This is a genomic window from Amycolatopsis ponsaeliensis (genome assembly GCF_030182635.1).
GTDB classification, from domain to species: domain Bacteria; phylum Actinomycetota; class Actinomycetes; order Mycobacteriales; family Pseudonocardiaceae; genus Amycolatopsis; species Amycolatopsis ponsaeliensis.
The window spans coordinates 89,539-109,942 of the sequence record NZ_JAPZLD010000026.1; the positions used below are offsets into that span (position 1 = coordinate 89,539).

19 protein-coding genes are annotated in these 20,404 nt (G+C 73.9%); 16 read left to right on the plus strand and 3 right to left on the minus strand.

The window, feature by feature from the left end:
* Genes QQ657_RS33190 through QQ657_RS33200 form a run of 3 tightly spaced genes read left to right on the plus strand, consistent with a single transcriptional unit; the run spans window position 1 to window position 2,695 of the window.
* Entirely contained in the window at window positions 1-492 is a 492-nt protein-coding gene (locus QQ657_RS33190) for a TlpA family protein disulfide reductase (RefSeq protein WP_284746236.1), read from the plus strand.
* Window positions 489-2,279 carry an ABC transporter ATP-binding protein gene (locus tag QQ657_RS33195; protein WP_284746237.1) on the plus strand — a complete coding sequence of 597 codons (1,791 nt, stop codon included), beginning with the start codon at window positions 489-491 and terminating at the stop codon, window positions 2,277-2,279. The genes QQ657_RS33190 and QQ657_RS33195 overlap by 4 nt, the downstream gene beginning before the upstream one ends.
* Window positions 2,279-2,695, plus strand: a complete 417-nt coding sequence (locus tag QQ657_RS33200) for a S26 family signal peptidase (RefSeq protein ID WP_284746238.1) — start codon at window positions 2,279-2,281, stop codon at window positions 2,693-2,695. The genes QQ657_RS33195 and QQ657_RS33200 overlap by 1 nt, the downstream gene beginning before the upstream one ends.
* Here the strand turns inward: QQ657_RS33200 and QQ657_RS33205 are convergent.
* Window positions 2,668-5,532 carry an AfsR/SARP family transcriptional regulator gene (locus tag QQ657_RS33205; protein ID WP_284746239.1) on the minus strand — a complete coding sequence of 955 codons (2,865 nt, stop codon included), beginning with the start codon at window positions 5,530-5,532 and terminating at the stop codon, window positions 2,668-2,670. The two genes, QQ657_RS33200 and QQ657_RS33205, sit on opposite strands and share 28 nt — an antisense overlap.
* Before the next feature lie 414 nt (window positions 5,533-5,946).
* Here QQ657_RS33205 and QQ657_RS33210 point away from each other — a divergent pair, with 414 nt between their 5' ends.
* From QQ657_RS33210 to QQ657_RS33245, 8 genes are all read left to right on the plus strand, one after another.
* Window positions 5,947-8,370, plus strand: a complete 2,424-nt coding sequence (locus tag QQ657_RS33210) for a tetratricopeptide repeat protein (protein ID WP_284746240.1) — start codon at window positions 5,947-5,949, stop codon at window positions 8,368-8,370.
* A gap of 155 nt (window positions 8,371-8,525) precedes the next feature.
* Window positions 8,526-8,693, plus strand: a complete 168-nt coding sequence (locus QQ657_RS33215; RefSeq protein ID WP_284746241.1) for a hypothetical protein — start codon at window positions 8,526-8,528, stop codon at window positions 8,691-8,693.
* A 73-nt stretch (window positions 8,694-8,766) separates the two neighbouring features.
* Window positions 8,767-9,273, plus strand: coding sequence for a MauE/DoxX family redox-associated membrane protein (locus QQ657_RS33220; RefSeq protein WP_284746242.1), 507 nt, complete (start codon window positions 8,767-8,769; stop codon window positions 9,271-9,273).
* Entirely contained in the window at window positions 9,273-9,776 is a 504-nt protein-coding gene (locus QQ657_RS33225) for a thioredoxin domain-containing protein (RefSeq protein ID WP_284746243.1), read from the plus strand. Before QQ657_RS33220 ends, QQ657_RS33225 begins: the two co-directional genes overlap by 1 nt.
* Window positions 9,777-9,779: 3 nt before the next feature.
* Window positions 9,780-11,594, plus strand: coding sequence for an ABC transporter ATP-binding protein (locus tag QQ657_RS33230; protein WP_284746244.1), 1,815 nt, complete (start codon window positions 9,780-9,782; stop codon window positions 11,592-11,594).
* Window positions 11,591-12,019, plus strand: coding sequence for a S26 family signal peptidase (locus QQ657_RS33235; protein WP_284746245.1), 429 nt, complete (start codon window positions 11,591-11,593; stop codon window positions 12,017-12,019). The genes QQ657_RS33230 and QQ657_RS33235 overlap by 4 nt, the downstream gene beginning before the upstream one ends.
* A 97-nt stretch (window positions 12,020-12,116) precedes the next feature.
* Window positions 12,117-12,869, plus strand: a complete 753-nt coding sequence (locus QQ657_RS33240; protein WP_284746246.1) for a D-Ala-D-Ala carboxypeptidase family metallohydrolase — start codon at window positions 12,117-12,119, stop codon at window positions 12,867-12,869.
* Between the two features lie 287 nt (window positions 12,870-13,156).
* Window positions 13,157-15,943, plus strand: coding sequence for an AfsR/SARP family transcriptional regulator (locus QQ657_RS33245; protein WP_284746247.1), 2,787 nt, complete (start codon window positions 13,157-13,159; stop codon window positions 15,941-15,943).
* 106 nt (window positions 15,944-16,049) lie between these two features.
* Here the strand turns inward: QQ657_RS33245 and QQ657_RS33250 are convergent, their stop codons facing one another.
* Window positions 16,050-16,271 carry a hypothetical protein gene (locus tag QQ657_RS33250; RefSeq protein ID WP_284746248.1) on the minus strand — a complete coding sequence of 74 codons (222 nt, stop codon included), beginning with the start codon at window positions 16,269-16,271 and terminating at the stop codon, window positions 16,050-16,052.
* 59 nt (window positions 16,272-16,330) lie between these two features.
* Here QQ657_RS33250 and ligD (QQ657_RS33255) point away from each other — a divergent pair, with 59 nt between their 5' ends.
* From ligD (QQ657_RS33255) to QQ657_RS33275, 5 genes are all read left to right on the plus strand, one after another.
* Window positions 16,331-17,251 (plus strand): non-homologous end-joining DNA ligase, encoded by a 921-nt coding sequence (ligD, locus tag QQ657_RS33255; RefSeq protein WP_284746249.1) that lies wholly within the window; start codon window positions 16,331-16,333, stop codon window positions 17,249-17,251.
* A gap of 248 nt (window positions 17,252-17,499) precedes the next feature.
* On the plus strand, window positions 17,500-17,904 hold the full coding sequence (locus QQ657_RS33260; protein ID WP_284746250.1) for an STAS domain-containing protein: 405 nt from the start codon (window positions 17,500-17,502) through the stop codon (window positions 17,902-17,904).
* 56 nt (window positions 17,905-17,960) lie between these two features.
* On the plus strand, window positions 17,961-18,380 hold the full coding sequence (locus tag QQ657_RS33265) for a DUF6292 family protein (protein WP_284746251.1): 420 nt from the start codon (window positions 17,961-17,963) through the stop codon (window positions 18,378-18,380).
* A 32-nt stretch (window positions 18,381-18,412) separates the two neighbouring features.
* Window positions 18,413-19,405 (plus strand): non-homologous end-joining DNA ligase, encoded by a 993-nt coding sequence (ligD, locus tag QQ657_RS33270; RefSeq protein WP_284746252.1) that lies wholly within the window; start codon window positions 18,413-18,415, stop codon window positions 19,403-19,405.
* Complete coding sequence (locus QQ657_RS33275; RefSeq protein WP_284746253.1) at window positions 19,402-19,866, plus strand: GNAT family N-acetyltransferase; 465 nt, start codon at window positions 19,402-19,404, stop codon at window positions 19,864-19,866. Before ligD (QQ657_RS33270) ends, QQ657_RS33275 begins: the two co-directional genes overlap by 4 nt.
* Before the next feature lies 1 nt (window position 19,867).
* On the opposite strand, the gene QQ657_RS33280 is transcribed toward QQ657_RS33275, so the two are convergent.
* Entirely contained in the window at window positions 19,868-20,386 is a 519-nt protein-coding gene (locus QQ657_RS33280) for a hypothetical protein (RefSeq protein WP_284746254.1), read from the minus strand.
* Window positions 20,387-20,404 lie beyond the last annotated feature (18 nt).

Sequence of the window (20,404 nt, forward strand, 5' to 3'; positions counted from 1 at the left end):
ATGTCGTTCCTGGTGGCCGTGGTCGCGGTGCTGGCCGTGCTGACGGTGCTCAACCTCCTGCTGTCCTCGGCGATCATCCGGATGCTGAAGGAGCAGCGCCGGCCGGTGACACCCGCGCTGCCCGCCGTGGGCACCGAAATCGGGGCGTTCGAGGTGACCGACGCCGACGGTCTGACCGTCACCGACCGCGAGCTGGACGACGTGCTCGTCGCGTTCCTCTCGCCCACCTGCGGGCCGTGCCTGCGCATCGCCGGCAAGCTCACCGAGCCGACCGTCGCGTTCGTGCTCGACGGCGGGGACCGGGACAAGGCCGTCGAGTACGCGGCCGGGCTGGGCCCCGCGGTGCGCGTCGCCTTCGTCGGCGACCGCAGCCCGGTGGCGGCCGCGTTCGACGCGGGCGACGTCACCCCGACGCTGGTCCGCGTCCGGGACCGGCGGATCGCCGCCGCCGGCCACGACCTCGACGCCGTGCGTCCGCAGCACGTCCGATGAACCTGTTCCGGGCGGCGGGCCCCGCGTTCGGCATCGCCTGGCGCGCGTCGCGGGTGGCCACCGCCGGCTCGGTCGCGTTGGCGGTGCTCGCCGCGGCCGTGCCGGCGGTGTCGGCGTGGCTGGGAAAGCTGCTGTTCGACGAGCTGGCCGGCGGCCGGGACAGCGGCCTGATCGTGCTGCTGGCCATCGGCTCGGCGGCCGGCCTCGCCGTCGCGGCCGCGATCACCGCCGTCGCCTCCTACTGCACCGCGCTCGTGCGGGCCGAGGCCGCGATCGAGGCGGAGGACCGCCTGGTCGGCGCGGTCGGTGCGCTACCCGGGTTGCGCCGGCTCGAGGACCCGGCGTTCCTGGACCAGGTGCGGCTGGCCGAACAGGGCGCGCAGGAGGCAGCGCCCGCGGTGCTGGCGCTGACCGTCGAGTCGGTGCGCACCCTGATCGCCGTGCTCGCGTTCGGCGGCGCGGTCCTGCTCGTGTGGCCGCCGATGGCCGGGCTGCTCGCCGCGTCACTGGCGGCGACGGCGATCGCCCAGCTGACGTTGTCCCGCCTGCGCGCGCGGGAGACCGAGGCGATGATGACCACCCAGCGCCAGCGGTTCCTGTTCCGCTCGCTGTGCTCGGACATCCGGGCGGCCAAGGAGATCCGGCTCTTCGGCCTCGCGGACCTGTTCCGGTCGCGCATGGTGACCGCCGTCCGCACGGCCACCGCGAGCGAGTGCGCGATGCAGCGCCGGATCGCGGTCGCCGGGATCTCCGCCGCGATCGTGTCGGCGCTGGTGGCCGGCATCGCCCTCGTGGTCGCCGCGACCGGCGCCGCCCGCGGGGCGTTGTCCATCGGCGACGTAACGCTCTTCACCGCCGCGGTGGCCGGCATCCAGTCACCGGTGGGCTCGCTGCTGGGCCAGCTCGGCCGGGCCGGCAGCTCGCTCGGGTTGTTCAAGCACTACCTCGACGTGGTGACGACCGCACCCGACCTGACCTCCGGGACGGACGCCGTGCCCGAGCTGAAGGCCGGCATCGAACTGCGTGACGTGTGGTTCCGCTACGACGAGACCGGCCCCTGGGTGCTGCGCGGGGTCAACCTGGTGATCCCCAGCGGCGCGGCGGTCGGGCTGGTCGGGGTGAACGGCGCGGGCAAGTCGACGCTCGTGAAGCTGCTGTGCCGCTTCTACGACCCGGACCGCGGCCGGATCCTCTGGGACGGCGTCGACATCCGCTCCTGCGACCCGGCCGGGCTGCGTGCCCGCATCGGTGCCACGTTCCAGGACTTCACCAGCTACGACCTGACCGCGGCCGACAACATCGGCATCGGCGACGTCAGCCGCCTCGGCGACCTCGACCGCGTTCGCGCGGCGGCCCGCCTGGCCGAAATCGATCCGGCCCTCTCGGCGTTGCCGCGAGGGTACGAAACCCTGCTGTCCAGGGCGTTCCTGGACGTCGACGACAAGGCAGGGGCGGCCTTGTCCGGCGGCCAGTGGCAGCGGGTGGCGCTGGCCCGGTCACTCATGCGCGACGAAGCCGACCTGCTCATCCTCGACGAACCCAGCTCCGGCATGGACGCCGACGCCGAGACCAGGACCCACGAGGCCCTGCGCGCCCACCGGGCCGGCCGGACGAGCGTGCTGATCTCCCACCGCCTGTCCGCCCTGCGCGGCGCGGACCGGATCGTCGTACTGGGTGGTGGCCAGGTGATCGAAGAGGGCACCCACGACGAGCTGCTCACCGCGGGCGGCGAGTACGCCCGGCTGTTCTCGTTGCAGGCCAAGGGATACGCGATGGCGGAGGCGTGATGGCCGGGCTCGCTGTGGTCGTGGTGGTGCTGGTTCTGCTGGTCGTGCTGCTGCGCCGCCGTTACGTGGTGGCCCGCGTCCGGGGCCACAGCATGTCCCCGACTTTCCACGACGGCGAGCGGGTGGTCGCGACCCGGCGACGGCACTACCGCGTCGGCGACGTGATCGTCTTCCGCCCGCGAACCGGGTCCACCAAGGACGCTGACGTCGCGTGGCGCATCAAGCGGATCGCCGCGGTCGCCGGCGACCCGGTCCCCGCCTGGCTGGAGACGGACCACCCGGTCGTCCCGGCCGGGCGGGTGGTGGTGGCCGGCGACAATGCCGGCCACAGCCAGGATTCCCGCCAGCTCGGCTACATCGAGCTGGCCGGCGTCGCCGGGGCGGTCCCTCACCGCTCCGCACCGGAGGGCAGCTGACAATCGATCTCCGCCAGCACCTTCTCCACCCCGGCTCGTTCGACCGGGCTGTCGAACCGGTCCTGCAGGCGCAGAGCCGCGTGGGCGATGCGGCGGGCCGCGGCCCGGTCACCGGCGGCCAGCTCGATCGAGGCCAGGGCGAGCAGCGCGGCGGACTCGGCGTCCGGGCGGCGGATGCGGCGGGCCAGGCCCAGCGCGCGGTCCGCGGATCTCCGGGCGGCGGACAGGTCGCCGTTCGCGCGGTGGGCGTCGGCTTCGGCGGTGAGGCACCAGGTCTGGCCGATCGGGTCGCCGTTCCGCTCCGACAGGCAGCGGGCCTGTTCGGCGAGCTCGGCCGCGAACGTCGCGTCGCCGCAGGCCAAGGCGGTGCGCAAGACCACGAGCCGCACCTGGGCGCGGGTCTTCCAGTCGCCGGCGGCGTCGGCCAGGCGCAGGGCCTTCGTGCCGTGTGCCGTCGCCGCGCGCAGGTCGCCGAGGTGGTCCCGGTACAGGGCGGCCAGCGTGCCGTGGCAGCCCGACATCCCCGCCAGGTTGCCGGACTTCCGGAAGCACACGACGGCTTCGCGCATGGCGGTGATCGCGCGGTGCCAGTCCCGGCAGCGCTCGTACGCGTCGCCCAGCTTGGTCAGCACCTCCGCCCGCAGCGCGAGGTCGACGCCGGCCAGCGGCACCTCGGTCAGGATGGCGACCACGTCGGCGTACCGGCTGCGGTGCATCCGCGCCGTCGCCGCCACCAGCGCCGCGGTCACCCGCACCACCGGGTCCGAGCCGGCGACGTTCGCCAGCCGCGCGGCCGCCCGGGCCCCGTGGTCGGACAGGTCGAGCCGCACGAGCGGCGCGCGTAGCACCAGCAGCAGCGCCGCCGCGGGACGGAGCAGGCCGCCGCGCACGGCCAGACCGAATACGGCGAGCAGGACGTCGACGTCCGCGCCGACCCACGGCAGCGGCTCCTTCACCACGTGCCCCACCACGTCCTGGCCGAGGGGCGCGGCGGTCTCGGCGAGCACCGCGTAACCGACCCGCATGCCCAGCATGCCCTCGTAGGCGTGCCGGGTCAGCGCGACCGCCCACCCGGCCAGCCGGTCCAGGGCGTGCGAGCCGAGCGACGGGCCGACCGTGCGGCAGTAGGCCCGGACGAGGTCGTGCATCCGGTAGCGAGGCACCCCGTCACGCCCCGGCCCGGCCTGGTCGAGCAGGCTCATCGCGCACAGGTGGGCCAGCACCTCGTCGGTGCGGGGGAGTGGCACGTCGAGCACCGGGGCGAGCGGCCAGCCGGTGAACGTCGGCGCCCCGATGGCCGCCAGGGCCAGCATCGCGGCCCGCGCTTCCCGGTCCAGCAACCGGAAGCTGGCGTCGAGGCTGTCCCGAACGCTGCGCTGCCCGACCGTCAGCTCCCGCATCCGCCTCGACTCGTCGGACAGCCGCGCGGCCAGCTCCGCTACGCTGAGCTTCGGGTACGCGGCGAGCTGCGCCCCGGCGATCCGCAACGCGAGCGGCACACCCCCGCACGCCTCGAGCACCGTGGCGACCGTGTCTTCGTCCTCGCCCAGCCGAGCCGCGCCCGCCACGTTCGCCAGCACCGTCCCGGCCACCCGGTCGGACAGCGGCGCGAGCGGCACCCGGACCGCCTGCTCGACGTCGGGAAGAACGGACCTGCTGGTCACGATCGTGGCGCAGCCCGGATCGGCGGCCAGGAGCGGCTCGATCTGCGCGGCGGTGGCGGCGTTGTCCAGCACCACGAGCACCCGCTTGCCCGCCGTGCGGCTGCGGAACTCGGCCGTGCGCTCCTCGACGGTGGCCGGCATCGACCGGGCCGGCACACCGAGTGCACGGAGGAAGCCGGCGAGGATCTCGTGCGGTGCGGCCGGTCGCGTGTCGGCGCCCCGCAGGTCGGCGTAGAGCTGCCCATCGGGGTAGGCGTGCGCCGACGCCGCGCCCGCGTGCAGGGCCAGCGCCGTCTTGCCGATCCCGGGCATCCCGGTGATCAGCACCAGCGGCGGCGCGTCGGTCCGGCGCGCCAGCGCGGTCCTGATCGCGGACGACTCCGCGTCGCGCCCGGCGAACCCGGAGGTCCGCGGCGGCAGCTGGGCGGGCACCACGGTCACCGCCGGAGGCGTCTCGACGGAGAGGATCTCCGCCTCCAGCGCGAGCAGCTCCCGGGAGGGATCCATGCCCAGCTCGTCGCGCAGCACGCGCCGGGCTTCCTGGAACGCCGCCAGCGCGTCCGCCCGCCGTCCGGCGCGGTGCAGCGCCAGCATCCGGCGGTGGTGCAGGCCCTCGCGCAGGGGATGTGCCTGCACCAGCGCGGTCAGCTCGGGCAGCAGCCGCGCGGCCCGCCCGCACGCTATCTCCGCGTCGATCCACTCCTCGGCCAGGCCGATCCGCAGCTCGTCCAGCCGGGGCAGCTCCGCGCCGGCCAGGTGCGCGGTCACCCCGCCCAGCGGCGTCCCGGTCCAGTGGTCGAGCGCGGCCCGCAGCAGACCGGCCGTGTCCGCCGGGTCCCCGGCCGCCCGGGCCGTGACCAGCAGCTGCCGCACCTCGTCGACGTCGGCGACGCAGTCCAGCAGGTACCCGCTCGACACGGTGACCACGGCTCCGCCCGCACCCACCCGGTCGAGCGACGCGCGGAGCTTGGACACCTGGATGTGCACCTGGGTCCGCGCGGTGGCCGGCGGCAGCTCGCCCCACAGTGCGTCGATCAGCCGTTCCACCGACACCGGCTGCCGGCAGGCGAGCGCCAGCGCGGCGAGCACCGTGCGCCCCAACCGCCCCTTGACCGGCACCGGTGTCCCGTGGACCCGCGCGCCGACCGGGCCGAGGACAGTGGCTTCCAGCAATACGTGCCCGCACCCTTCAAGACAGTGTGGCGATCCCATAGCCGGGTCCGGAGCGCGCGCAGGCGCTCGACGCCGCGGCGCGGCACTCGGCCGTCGGCCGGAATCGATGAGGTACCCGGGTTCGCGACAGCTCCCGGACGCGGGCCCGCAGCTGCGCCGTCGTCATGCGGGCGTCTGCGTTCCCCGGTGAAGATTCAGCCCCAGTGACGAAAGTGGCCGGCTCGTCACCGCCGCCTTCCCCGGCACGGTGAAGCCACTCTCGTCCGTGCCGACGCTGCCAGCGGCGCGCGAGCACCGTCAACCGGCCCGAAAACGTTTCGTGCTGGCTCGAAACATGAGGCCGCTCCCTGGATCGGGCAACCGCTTGTCCGCTTTGGACGGAGCAGTCACCGCAACCGCGGCCACCATGGTGGTATGGCGTACACCGAACCACCTGATCCCGGCCACGCGCGCACCCTGGCCGAGCTGATCGCGCAGCTGCGGCTGCTCAAGGCGTGGGCGGGCGGCCCGTCGTACGCGCAGATCACCGAGCGGGTGAACCGGCTCTGGACGGCGGCCGGGCGCCCGGCCGCCGAAGGCACCGCCCGCACCACGGTCGCCGACTGCTTCAAGACCGGCCGCGCCCGCCCCAACACCGATCTGGTGCTGGCGGTCGTCGAGGTGCTGCACCCGGACCCGGGGTACGTCGCCCAGTGGCAGGACATGCTGCGGGCGGTCCGCAGCCGCGCGGAGGCGGCGACCTTCGTGCAGGCCCAGCTCGGCCTGCCCGAGGCGATCCCGCACTTCACCGGGCGCCGGGCGGAACTCGCGCGGCTGCGCGAGGTGCTCGGCGATGCCGCGGGCGGGCAGGTGCCGGTGATCGCGGGGATGGCCGGCGTCGGGAAGACCGGGCTGGCCGTGCACGTCGGGCGCGAGCTCCTGGACACGGGCCGGTTCGACAACGCGCTCTTCGTGAACCTGCGCGGTTTCCACCCCGACCCCGGCCGCCCGCCGGTGGACCCGGCCGCGGTGCTCGACTCCTTCCTGCGGTTGCTCGGTGTGCCCGGGCACGCCGTCCCCGCCGACCTGCGGGGCAAGACCCGGCTGTACCGGGAGCGGTCGGCGGGGCGGCGCCTGCTCGTCGTCCTCGACAACGCGGGCAGCGAGGACCAGGTCCGGCCACTGCTGCCGGGCGGGCCGGTGCTCGTCACCAGCCGCCTGGCACTGCCCGGCCTGACCGGTGCGGCGCACGTCCGGCTGGACGTGCTGAGCCCGGACGAGGCGCTGGCCTACCTGCGGCGCACCGTCGGCGCGGAGCGGGTCGACCAGGCGCCCGCCGTGGCCCGCCGGATCACCGCCGAACTCGGGCACCTGCCGCTCGCGCTGAGCCTCGCCGGGTTGTGGATGACCGCGCCGGCCCACCGGTCATGGCTGCTGGCCGACCACCTGGAGCGGCTCGAGCAGCGGCGCGCGCACCTGCGCCTGGACAACGCCGTGGACGCCTCGATCAGCCTGTCCTACGACCAGCTCGGCGAGCCGGAACGGCGGGCCCTGCGGTTGCTCGCCCTGCACCCGGGCGCGGACCTGGACGCCTACGGCATCGCCGCGCTCACCGGCACCGGCCTGGACGAGGCGACCCGGACGTCGGACCGGCTCGTCGCCGCGAGCCTGGTGCGGCGCAGCGAGGCGAACCGGTTCGAGCTGCACGACCTCGTCCGCGCGTTCGGGATGGCGCGGGCGCAGGACGAGGACGTCTCCGCCGGCCGGCGGGCCGCGGTGTCGCGGCTGCTCGACTACTACACGTTCGCCGCCGTCACCGCGATGGCCCACTACGCGCCGCGCGTGCGTGGTCTTCTGCCGCCCGTCCCCGACCCCGGCTTGCCGATCCCGCCGCTGACCGACCGCGGGCCGGCGGCCGCGTGGCTGGACGCCGAACGAGCCAACCTGGTCGGTGCCGGCATCCACGGGGTGCCGTCGGGCCACGCGGGACTGCTGTCGAAGATCCTGTTCCGGTACCTGCAGACCGGCGGCTACATCAGGGAGGCGCTGGTCCTGCACGCGAGCGCGGCGGAGTCGGCGGACCCGGTCGCCCGCGGGGACGCCCTGGCGAGCCTCGCGGCCACGCACAGCCAGGTCGGCCGCTACGAGCTGGCGACGCGGTTCGCCGAACAGGCGCTGGACTGCTTCCGCGGTGCGGAAAACCGCTGGGGCGAGTGCCGGGCACTCGGCACGCTGGGCGCGATCGCCTCCTGGAACGGCGACTTCCCGCGATCGGCGGGGTTCCTGCGGGAGGCGCTGACCCTGGCCCGCGAGGTCCGCGACCGATCGGGCGAACGCACCGCACTGACCAATCTCGGCTATGTCTACGGCCGGCTGGGCTGGTACGCCGAGGCACTGGAAATCCACTTGAAGGCGCTCGCCATCGACCAGGAGACCGGCGACCTGAGCGACACCGGCCGCACCCTGCTCAACATCGGCGACACGCACCTGCGGTCCGGCAGGCACGCGGAGGCGTGCGGGTACTTCCGCCGCGCGACGGCGATCGCCGAGCAGGCGGGCGACCGGGACCTGCACGTGGAAGCGCTGCTGTGCCTCGCGGACGCGTCACTGGAGCTCGGCCGCACCGGCCACGCCCGGACCACGCACGAGTGCGCGCTCGCGATGGCGGTGGACCTGGGCAGCCTGCACCAGGCGGCCCGCGCGCACACCGGCCTCGCCCGGGCTTTGACGGTCCTGGGCGACCCGGTGCGCGCCCGGCACCACTGGCTCGCGGCCCGCGACCACCACCGCGAACTGGGCCTGCCGGAACCGGCCGAGATCACGGCGGGCGCGGACTGTTCGGTGGCGGCCGGTGGGTGACGGCGTCCGGGTTCGGCCGGACCCCCTCGGGTGACGGCGTCCGGGTTCGTCCGGGATTGCTGCCCGGGGCGCGGTGTCACCGCGATGCTCGCAGCCGGCGCGGGATGCGGAAACGCTTCCCACGCCTCGGACATCCACCGTCGAAGGGAGAAACCATGGGGCGCCTGATCGACCGCGTGCTCGCCCGGATCGTGCCCACGGCCGAGGCCTCCGCCTGCAGTGGCGGCTACTTCTGCAACGCGGCCGGCCACCCCGGCTACTGGTACCGGTTCTGCTGCCCGCAGGACGGCTGCGAATGGACCAAGATCCGCAGCAGCTGCTGAGCGGCAGTCCCGGGCTTGCCGGGTGGTGTCCGCCGCCTTCCCCGCGGACACCACCCGGCATCGAAGGAGTGACATGGAGTACCTCCGGGCGGCCGGCGCGGCGTTGATCGCCGTGGTGTTCGCCGTCTCGTCGGTGTCGAAGCTGCGGGACTTCCGCGGGTTCGCGCGGTCGGTGCCCGTGCTGGTGCCGATGCCCGCGAGCTGGGTCCCGCCCGTGTCGGTGGCCGTTGTGGTCGCCGAGGCGAGCATCGCGGTCCTCGTGGTCGTGCCCGCCACCGCGACGGCGGGGTTCGTCCTCGCCTCGGGGCTGCTGCTGGCTTTCACCGTCGCCATCGCCGCTTCACTGCGCCGCGGGCAGCGTGCGTCGTGCCGCTGCTTCGGCGCGGCCGACACCCCGGTCGGCCCGCGCCACCTGGCCCGCAACACCGTGCTGGCCTGCCTCGCCGTTCTCGGCGCGCTCGCGCCGGAATACCTGCCGCCCGTCGCCGGGGCCGCCGTCGCGGTCGCGGCGGGCGTGGTGGTGGCCGTGCTCGTCATCGCGATGGATGACATCGCCGTCGTGTTCGCAAGGAGTTCCTGATGCCCTTCGTCGTCGCCGCCCTGGTGCTGCTCGGCCTGCTGTGCCTGCTGAACCTGCTCCTGACCGTCGGGATCCTGCGCCGGATGCGGGCACAAAGCACCACGGGCTCCGGCTCGCTCTTCGCGTTGCGCCCCGGTTCGGCCGTCGGCGAGTTCGCCGCCACCACGACCGAGGGCGAGCCGGTGACCACCGCGACGCTGACCGGCACCGTGGCGTTCTTCTCCGCCGACTGCGCCGCCTGCCACGACACCCTGCCGGACTTCCTCGCCTACGCCCGCGATCAGGGCCGCGACAACGTCTTCGCCGTCTTCGGCGGCGACGAGCCCGAGACTGTGCGCGCGCTCGCCGAGGTCGCGCGGGTGGTGCCGGCCGACCTCGACGGCGGCCCGGTGGCCGCCGCGTTCCGCAACACCTGGACCCCCGCGCTGTACGTGGTGGCCGACGGGCGGGTGGTCGCGACCGCGGGCCGGGTGCACGAGCTGCCCGTGCCCGCCGGGCGCTGACCGGTGCGCGAACCGGACCGGCGGATCAGCGCGGACCAGGTGCGGGCGGCGGCCGCGGCCGCCGCCGTGCTGCTGTGGCGGTCCGGCCGGGCGCGGCTGGCCGGGCTCCTGGTCATGACGGCGGCCGCGGCCACCGCGCCGATCGCCACCGCGTGGCTGACCAAGCTCGTCCTCGACCGGCTCGTCTCGCGCACCGGCGCGGTCGGCGGTCTCGCCCTGGCGCTGGTGCTCGCCGGGCTCGCCGTCGCCGCGCTGCCGGTGGTGGTCCACTACGTCCGCGCGCAGATCGGCCGCGCGGCGAGCATGGTCGCCACCGACCGGCTGTTCGACGCGCTGGGCCGTCAGGTCGGGTTGCGCACCTTCGAGGACCCCGCCTACCAGGACCGGTTGCGGCTGGCCCAGGAGAGCTGCGGCCGGGTGCCGGAGATCGTCGACGGCGTCGGCGGCACCCTGAGCGGAACGCTTTCCCTGGCCGGGTTCCTCGGCTCGCTGCTCCTGCTGAGCCCGGCGATGACCGGGGTCGTGCTGGCCGCCGCGGTCCCCGCGTTGCTGGCTGAACTGCTGCTGGCCCGGCGCCGCGCCGCGGTGGAATGGCGCATCGAACGGTTCGCCCGGCGCGAGTTCTTCTACAGCCAGCTGCTCACCGGCGTCGCCGCCGCGACCGAGATCCGGCTGTTCGGCATCGGCGCGTTCCTGCGCGCCCGGATGATGGACGAGCGCCGCAGCGCCAACGACGCCCAGCGCCGCATGGACGAGCGGGAGCTGCGGACCATGGGCGGGCTGACGGCGCTGAGCGCGGCGGTCGCCGGTGCCGGGCTCTGGTGGGCGATCACGTCGGCGCGGGACGGGTCGCTCAGCGCCGGTGACGTGTCGATGTTCGTGGCCGCCGTCGCCGGGGTGCAGGCCGCGCTGGGCACGCTGGCTTCGGCGATCGCCAACGGCCAGGCCCGGCTGCTGTCGTTCGCGCACTACGTCGCCGTGGTCCGGGCGGAACCCGATTTGCCGAGCGACGCCGGTGGTACAGCACCCGCGTTGCGGCAGGGACTCGAGCTGCGCGATGTGTGGTTCCGCTACAGCGACGAACACCCGTGGGTGCTGCGCGGGGTGGACCTCACCATCCCGCACGGCGCGGCCGTCGCCCTCGTCGGCCTCAACGGCGCGGGCAAGAGCACGCTCGTGAAATTGTTGTGCCGCATGTACGACCCGACGCGCGGGCGGATCCTCTGGGACGGCGTGGACCTGCGCGACATCCCGCCCGCGTCGCTGCGCGAGCGGATCAGCGCCGTGTTCCAGGACCACATGAACTACGACATGACCGCGGCCGAGAACATCGGGCTCGGCGAACTGTCCGCGATGGACGACCGGGCCCGGGTCGTGGCGGCCGCGACCCGGGCGGGCGCGCACGACCGGATCGCCGCCCTGCCAAGCGGTTACGACACGCCGTTGACGCGGATCTTCGAGATCGGCGAGGACACCTCGACCGGGGTGGTGCTCTCCGGCGGGCAGTGGCAGCGGCTGGCACTGGCCCGCTCGCTCGTCCGGGAGGGACGGGACCTGATGATCCTCGACGAGCCGAGCTCCGGTCTCGACCCGGAGGCCGAACACGAGGTGCACGCCCGCATCCGCGAGCACCGGCAGGGCCGCACGAGCCTGCTCATCTCGCACCGGCTGAGCGCGGTGCGCGACGCCGACCGCATCGCCGTGCTCGAGGACGGCCGGATCGGCGAGCTGGGCACGCACGACACCCTGCTCGCCGACGGCCGTGGCTACGCGCGCCTGTTCCGCCTGCAGGCCGACGGTTACCAGGCCGTGCCGTGAGAGTCCTGGTCCTGGCCGGGCTGCTGGCCGCCTTCGCCGCCCGGCGGCTGCTGATCCTGACCACAGTGGACGGTTCGAGCATGGCACCGGCCCTGCGGTCCGGCGACCGGGTCCTGGTGCGCCGCACCCGCCGCGCACGGCGCGGTCAGGTGGCCCTGCTGCGCTACCCGCCGTTGCCGAGCGGAGCGCCGACGGGGGAGCAGCTGCTGCTCAAACGCGTGGTGGCGGTGGCAGGCGACCGCCTGCCGGCCGAGTGGGCCGACCCGGACGTGCACGGCCTCGGCGGCGCGGTGGTGCCCGGCGGCTGCGCCGTCGTCCTGGGCGACAACCGGCCGGCCAGCTGGGACTCCCGGCACTACGGGTTCGTGCCGCGGGAGCGGGTGGTCGGCGTGGTGGTGCGGGGTGCTCGCGGCCCTGTGGTGTGAACGACCCACAGTACGGTGCCCGGAACCGCATTACCGTGCAGGACAGTGAATCGCCGACCACCTGCGGCACCTTCCCCGTTCGAAAGGTGTTCCTGTCATGCGCATTCGTCTCGTCCTGCCCCTGCTCGCCGTGCTGGCCGGCGTCGGCTCGGGAGTGGCCGCTCCGATGGCCGCGGATCCGGGTCCGATGACGGCCGAGGCCGCCGCCGACGCCTGCTACTCCTGGGGACGCACCCTGTCCCCAGGGGCGTCCGGCGACGACGTCCGGCAGCTGCAGATCCGGGTCGCGGGTTATCCGGGTTATGGCGGTGTCCTGGCCATCGACGGTCAGTTCGGCGCGGGGACCAAGGCCGCGGTCACCCGGTTCCAGCAGGCCTACGGGCTCGGTGCGGACGGCATCGCCGGACCCGCGACGTTCGCGAAGGTCTACCAGCTGCAGGACGACGACTGCACGCCGGTCAACTTCACCTACGCCGAGCTGAACAGGTGCAACGCGGACTGGTCGGGCGGCAACGTACCCGCCGCGACGGCGAAGGCCAACGCGCTGGTGTCGATGTGGAAGCTGCAGGCGATGCGGCACGCGATGGGTGACCGCCCGATCGTGGTCAACGGCGGGTTCCGCAGCGTCGCTTGCAACAACGCAGTCGGCGGGGCGGCCGCCAGCCGCCACCTTTACGGAGACGCGGTCGACCTCGGCGCGGGCGCGCAGGGATTCTGCGGACTGGCGCTGCAGGCCCGCAACCACGGCTTCAGCGAGATCCTCGGGCCGGGCTACCCGGACCACGGCGACCACACCCACGTGGCGCACCGCTCGAGCCGGTTCTGGTCGGCGTCGTCCTGCGGGATCTGACCGTGTCCCTGTGTCAGCAGTGCAAGTCCTGGGCTTGTCGTCCAGGTAGGCCTCCGGGATGAAACCCGCGTAGCGCCTGCTGTCCGGCGCTCGCCGGTACGCCGGCCGCCATGCCGCCCAGCACGATTGCGCCTGCCGTCCCGAGCACGATCTTCCTGTGCATTTCAGTCCTCCTGGTTCGCCGTGGGGCCAGCCTGGACGGCCGTTCGTGTGAACGGTCTGCGATTTAGCACAACCCGCTGCTCAAGGCCGGTACGTATAGTCCGGGCGAGGGGGAGGGGGCGGCTGTGGAGTTCCGTCTGCTGGGAGCCGTGGTCGCCGTCGTGGACGGCACCGTGGTCGAACTGGGTCCGGTCCGGCAGCAGTGCGTGCTGGCCGCGCTGGCGGTCGACGCCCCCGGGGTGGTGTCCGTGGACCGGCTCGTCGACCGGGTCTGGGGAGACGATCCGCCGCTGCGGGCCCGCAAGACGTTGCTGAACTACCTCACCCGGTTGCGTCATGCCCTGGCCACGGCCGGACCGGCGGACGCGGTCATCCGGCGGCACGCGGGCGGCTACTCCCTGCGGCTGGACCCGGCGGAGATCGACGTGCACCGGTTCCGCCGCCTCTGCTCACGGGCTCGCGCCGGCGACGCGCGCCACGCCGCGGCGCTGCTGGAAGAAGCGCTGGGCCTGTGGCACGGCGATGCGGTGGCCGGCCTGACCGGCGAGTGGGTCACCGCCGAACGCGAACGGCTGCACCGGGAACGCCTGGACGCCGAACACGATCTGACCGGCGCGCTGCTGGCGCTGGGCCACGGGGAGGACCTCGTCACCGGCCTCGCCGCCCGCGCCGCCGAACACCCGTGGGACGAGCGTGCCGCCGGGCACTACCTGCTCGCCCTGCACCGCGCGGGCCGGACGGCCGACGCGCTGGCGTACTACCGGCGGCTGCGGGAACGGCTGGTCGCCGAACTCGGCACCGAACCCGGCACCGCGCTGCGGGACGTGCACCGGCGGATCCTGGGCGCCGATCCCGCACTCGACGCGCGTTCCGCGGCCGCGCCGGTCGTGCCGCCCCGCCAGCTGCCCGCGGTTCCCGCTTCGTTCGTCGGCCGTGACGCCGAACTCGGGTTCCTCGACGCCGCTCTGGACGACGCGAAGCCGGGGCGCGTGGTCGTGCTGGCCATCGCCGGTGCCGGCGGGATCGGCAAGACGTGGCTGGCGCTGCACTGGATCCGGCGCCGGCTGGACCGGTTCGCGGATGGGCAGCTGTTCGTGGACCTGCGCGGATTCAGCCCCGCGGGGCAGCCGATGGATCCGGCGGTGGCCGTGCGCGGGTTCCTCGGCGCGCTCGGCGTCGAACCGGCGCGGATCCCCGCCGGCACCCAGGCCCAGGCGGCGTTGTTCCGCAGCCTGGTGGCGGACAAGCGGATGCTGCTGGTGCTGGACAACGCCGTCGACACCGAGCAGGTCGTGCCCCTGCTGCCGGGCGGCGGGTCCTGCACGGTCGTGGTCACCAGCCGTACGCAGCTGCCCGGCCTGATCACCGGACACGGTGCCCGGCACCTGCCCCTGGACGTTCTGTCCGGCGACGAGGCCACCGCCCTGCTCGCCGACCGGCTCGGCGACGCGCGCACCCGCGCGGAGCAAGCGGCGGTGGACCGGCTGGCCGGGTTCTGCGGCGGTTTCCCGCTGGCGCTGGGCATCGTCGCGGGCCGAGCCGCCACCCGGCCGCACGCGTCGCTCGCCGGCCTCGTCTCCGAACTGCGCGAGTCCGGCCTGCGCGCACTCGAAGGCGTCGAACCCACCAGCGGCCTGCCCGCCGTGCTGTCGTGGTCGTTGCACGCGCTCACCGAGGACCAGGCCACCGCGTTCACCCTCCTCGGCATCGCGCCGGGGCCCGACATCGGCTTGCCCGCCGCCGCGGCGCTCGTCGGCAGCCCGCCCGAGGCGTGCCGGACGACGCTGCGCGTCCTGGAGCAGTCGTCGCTGATCTCCCAGGACGCCCGCGGCCGCTACCGGATGCACGACCTCACCCGCCGGTACGCGACCGACATCGCCTGCGAACTGCCCGAAGGCGCGCGGCGGGAAGCTTTGCGGCGGGTGCTCGACTTCTACTGCCACACCGCGTTCACCGCGGACCGCCGGCTGGCGCCCCATCGCCATCCGATCGAGCTCGATCCCGCGGCGGCCGGAGCCGGCCCCGGCCGGCCGGCCGACGACGCGGCCGCCATGGCGTGGTTCGACAGCGAGTACGCCAACCTGCTCGCCGCCCAGCACGCCGCCGTCGCGCAGAAGAGGCACACGACGGCCTGGCAGCTGGCCTGGGCCCTGACGACCTTCCAGCACCGGTCCGGGCGCCGCGAAGACCACCTTGCGGGGTGGCAGCTCGCCGCCGAGACCACCGCGTCCCTGCCCGGCGGCGCCACCGGCAGCCTCGTGCAGCGGCTCCTCGGCGGCGCCTACGCCGAACTCGGTCGCTTCGAGGAGGCCACGCGGCACCTCGACCGAGCGCTCGCCCTCGCCGTCGAACACGGCGATGACATCGCGCACGCCTACGCCCATCGCGTGCTCGCCTTGACGTGGGCCAGGCAGGGGGACGACAAGCTCGCCGCGATGCACGCCGCCGACGCGCTCGACCTGTTCCGCGGCCTCGCCCGGCCAGTGTGGGAAGCCGAAGCGCTCAACGCACTGGGGTGGTACACCGCCCGGCTCGGCGACCACGACACGGCGCTGACGCACTGCTTGGCCGGCCTGGACCTGTTCCGCGGCAACCACGACCCGTCCGGTGAGGCGGCCACCCTCGACAGCCTCGGCTACATCCAGGACCACCTTGGCCACCACCGTGAGGCCGTCGAGTACTACGAGCAGGCCGTGCGGGTGCTGCGCGGGCTCGGCTACACCTTCGAGATCGCCAACACCCTCGACAACATCGGCCACCCGTACGCGGCCCTCGGCGACGTCGAGCGGGCCCGCGCGGCCTGGAGCGAGGCGCACGAGCTCTACCGGCGCCAGGATCGACCGGACGAAGCCGAGCGGGTGCGGCAGCGGCTGGACGCGCTCGGAGAACCGGGCGAGTCACAAGTGCGCTGACCAGGGACGCGAAGTGCGCCGCCGCACGGAAGCCCGAAGGCCGCGGCCACCACGGTCATCGCGGCGCTGGCCGTTCGCCACGGTCCGGCTCGGAATCGGATCGCCGCTACTTCCGGCGTCCGAGCGCCTTCGCCCGGTCGTGCGCCCAGCCGGCGAGCACGACACCCAGCGCCGTGACCACCAGGTAGCCGACCAGGGTCCCGGCGAACCCGGCCCCCAGCCACGCGAGCAGCCCGGTGTTCGCGTGGTCGACCAGCAGCCGGATCGCGCCCTGGGCGCCCAGGACCGTCAGGACCGCTCCCAGGATCTGCAGCACGTCGAATTTCACGATGCCCCCTCCAGTTGGTGATACGGCCGTATCATAACCATGGGTGATAACGTTGCGGCGTGGCGGGGAGCCGGATCACGGTGCAGGTGGGCGAGCGGCAGCTGACGCTCTCGAACCTCGAAAAGGTGCTCTACCCGCGCCACGGCTTCACCAAGGGCGAGGTGCTCGACTACTACACGCGCATCGCGCCGCTGCTGCTGCCGCACATCCGCGACCGGGCCATGACGTTCGTGCGGTTCCCCGACGGGGTGGCCGGCGGCTCCTTCTTCGAGAAGGACGTCTCGCGGCACGCGCCCGACTGGGTCCGCACCGCCCGGCTCACCGTCGGCGGCCGCGGCAAGGATCCCGAGATCATCGCCTACCCGCTGATCAACGACCTGCCCGAGCTCGTCTGGGCGGCCAACCTCGCCGCGCTCGAACTGCACGTCCACCAGTGGACGGTCGACGACTCCGACGAGCGCAGCACGCCGGACCGGCTCGTGTTCGACCTCGACCCCGGGCCCGGCGCGACGGTCGTCGACTGCTGCCGCGTCGCCGAGCGCCTGCACGACGTGCTCACCGCCGACGGGCTCACCCCGGTCGCGAAGACCAGCGGCTCCAAGGGCATGCAGCTCTACGCGGGCGTCGTGACGACGGACGGCGCCGAGACGTCGCAGTACGCGAAGGCGCTCGCCGAGCGGCTCGCCGCCGAGACGCCGGACCTCGTCGTCGCGCGGATGACGAAGACGCTGCGGCCGGGCAAGGTCTTCATCGACTGGAGCCAGAACAACCCGTTCAAGACGACGGTCGCGCCGTACTCGCTGCGCGGGCGCGACGAGCCGACCGTGTCCACTCCGGTCACGTGGGACGAGGTGCGCGCCTGCCGGCACGTCTCGCACCTGCGCTTCACCGCCGACGAGGTCCTCGACCGCGTCGGCGACCTCGGTGACCTCTTCGCCGAACTGGACCGGACGCGCGTCCCGATTCCTGCGTTCGGCTGAATTTCGGAATTCGCAATTCCGCGGGGAAACCGCACCGGTTCCGGCGGTGCCGGATGCCACTGTGGACGCAATTGCGCGACGGCGGGGCCGACCAGGCGATTTCGATCGTCCCTTGTGGACCGCTGCACGTGCAGACGGCCGTGTCGGTGCACGGCACCGGTGGGCGGGACGATTCCGTTGTGCACCAAGCTGGACGAACTGGGTACGGTCTACGCGTAAACCACCATCTTGAGCCGCCGGAGCCGGTCATGAAGATCCAGAAACCGCCGCGGCTTTCGCGGGCCTTCGGCCGTTCTTCGCCGGGCGCGTTGTGCGAGCCGTTCTCGGTCACGACGTCGTTCCCGGGTGATCGGAGCACGCTCATCGCGGTGGTGGGCGACATTGATCTCGCGACCGTCGCCATTCTTGTCGAATGCGCGGAAACCGCGCTGAAGGCCGGCCGCCGGCTCGTCGTCGACCTCGGCGGGGTGACGTTCTGCTCCGGCGTCGGTCTCCGCGCGCTGCGGCGCGTGCAGGGATGTGCCGACGAACTGGCCGTCCCGCTGGCCTGGGTGGTGCGCACGCCGTCGATGTGGCGGCAGCTGCGGGGGACCGGCGCCGCCGGCTTCTCCTGCTACCGGGATCGGGCCGACGCGCTGGCGGCGGTCGGCTGATCCGCTCGACCGGCCGCGCAGGGTGCGCGGCCGGGCTCCGGGAAGAAGGGAAACGGGTGTCCGGCCTGATCGACACCGATCTCGAGTTCTGGTTCCAGCGCGGCCTGCGCGCGTACCTCGGGGAGGTGGCCGGGGCGCTCGGCTTCGGCCTCGAGTCCTGCACCGTGGACGTGGACGTCCCGGTGTCGGCCTACCTCGCGGTGGACTGGCGGTTGCGCCGGTTCCCCGACCGCGACGTGGCGCTGCTGTGGGACGAGGTGCACGGCTGGGCCGTCGCGGTCGAGGCGGCGTGCGGGGAGGAGATGATCGTGCTGGCCTACCTCGGCGGCGCCGACATCCTGCCGCCGTCGCGCGCGATCGTGCGGTTCCTGGCCGCGTTGCGGGCCGGGGATCTGGAGCCGGACGGGCCGGGTTCGCCCGTGCTGCGCCGCGCCGGGAGCCACCAGGAGCTCCTGCCGTTGCTGCCGGCGGGGTGACGCGGCCCCGGCCGATCCTCCACACTGGAGCGATGGGGACGGTGCCGGACGCGGTGGTGCCGATGCTGGCCGTCGACGGGACCCTCCCGGACGACGACCAGCACGGCTACGAGTGGAAGTGGGACGGCTTCCGGGGCTGTGCCCGGGTCGCCGGCACCGGCGAGGCCCGGATCACCAGCCGCAGCGGCAGCGACCACACCCACCGCTACCCCGAGCTGCAGGAGATCTTCGCGCCCGCGCTCGGCGGGCACGCGGCGGTGCTCGACGGCGAGGTCGTCGCGCTGAACGCGGCCGGCCGCCCGGAGTTCGAGCTGATGCAGCGCCGCGCGATGCACGAGCCGACGCCGAAGCTGCGGGCCGAGGTCCCGGTCGTCTACTTCGCCTTCGACCTGCTGCGGATCGGGTCGGAGTCGCTGCTGGACCGGCCCTACGAGCAGCGCCGGGAGCTGCTCGCGGAGCTGGTCCGGCCCACCGACGGCCGGCTCGTCGTGCCGCCCTGGTACACCCGCGCCGACATCACGCCGGACCAGCTGCTGGCGACGGCGGCCCAGCACGGCATCGAGGGCGTCGTCGCGAAGCGGCTGGACGCGCCGTACCTGCCCGGTGCCCGGTCGCCGCTGTGGACGAAGCGCGCGCTGACCCAGACGCGCGAAGTGGTCGTCGGCGGCTGGCGGACCGGTGCCGGCCGCCGCGCGGGCACGCTCGGCGCGCTGCTGCTCGGCGCGTACGACGACGACGGCTCGCTGGTGTACATCGGCGACGTCGGCACCGGGTTCACCGACGACGCCCTCGACCGCCTCCGCGACGTCCTCGCCCCGCTGGCGCGCCCGGAGTCCCCGTTCACGACCGAGGTGCCGCGCGACCGCGCCCGCGGCGCGCACTGGGTCGAACCCGACCTGGTCGGCGAGGTCGTCCACCGCCGCGTCACGCCGGATCTGCGGCTGCGCCACACTTCGTGGCGCGGCCTGCGGCCGGACCGGACCCCCGGCGAGGTGCGGGTGCCGAAACCGACGGGAGCGTTGTGACCCCAGCCGTGCGTCTGGTCGAGATCACCGGCGAAAACCGGGACGCGGTGTGCGCGCTGAGCGTGCAGCCGGGGCAGGAGCGGTTCGTCGCGTCGGTGGTGAAGTCGCTGGAGGACGCCGCGACGACGCCCGAAGCCGAGCCTTGGTATCGCGCTGTCTACGCGGGCGACGAGCCGGTCGCCTTCGTGATGCTCAGCTGGGACGTCCCGCCCGGCCGCCCGGGCATCCTCGGGCCGTACTTCCTGTGGCGGCTGCTCGTCGACGGGCGGCACCAGGGCCGCGGGATCGGCCGCGCGGTGCTGACCGAGGTCGTCTCGCTGGTCCGGGCCGACGGCGCGACCGAACTGCTCACGAGCCATCAGCCCGGCGACGACGGCCCAGGCGCCTTCTACCGCAAGTTCGGGTTCACCCCGACCGGGGAGATCGACCACGGCGAGATCGTCGTGCGGCTCGCCCTCTGACCTACCCGGCCAGCCGGAGCGCGAGGTACACACCGCCGCCGGCGGACAGTGCCCCGAGGACGAACCCGGCCCAGTGCGGGATGTCGTAGTCCTCGAGCAACGACTCGCGCACGAGCGCGACCAGCAGGCCGAACCCGCCGAACACGATCATCCAGACGTCGTCGCCGATCGTGGCACGCAGGTCGACGACGGTGCCGTTCTTGCGCACCAGGACGGCCTCGTCGGTCACCTTCGAAACCTTGACCACCACCGGCGTGCCCGGCTCGGTGTCGAGTGCCTGCTGACTGTCGCCGAACTCCCAGTCCGGCTCGCCCGCGCTGCGGACGGTGATGTAGTAGGTCGTGGACGAAGTCGTGCCCGGATCGGTGGCGGGGTGGACCACCTGCCGGTGGGCGACGACCGTGCCTTCGATGTCGTAGGTCGGCGCGTCCCGCACGTTCAGGTCGTGGATCGAGTACGTGAGCAGCCCGGCCGGGATCGCGAACCACAGCACGGTCCCGATGAGCCGCAGCACGATCATCGGCCCAGCCGATCACGG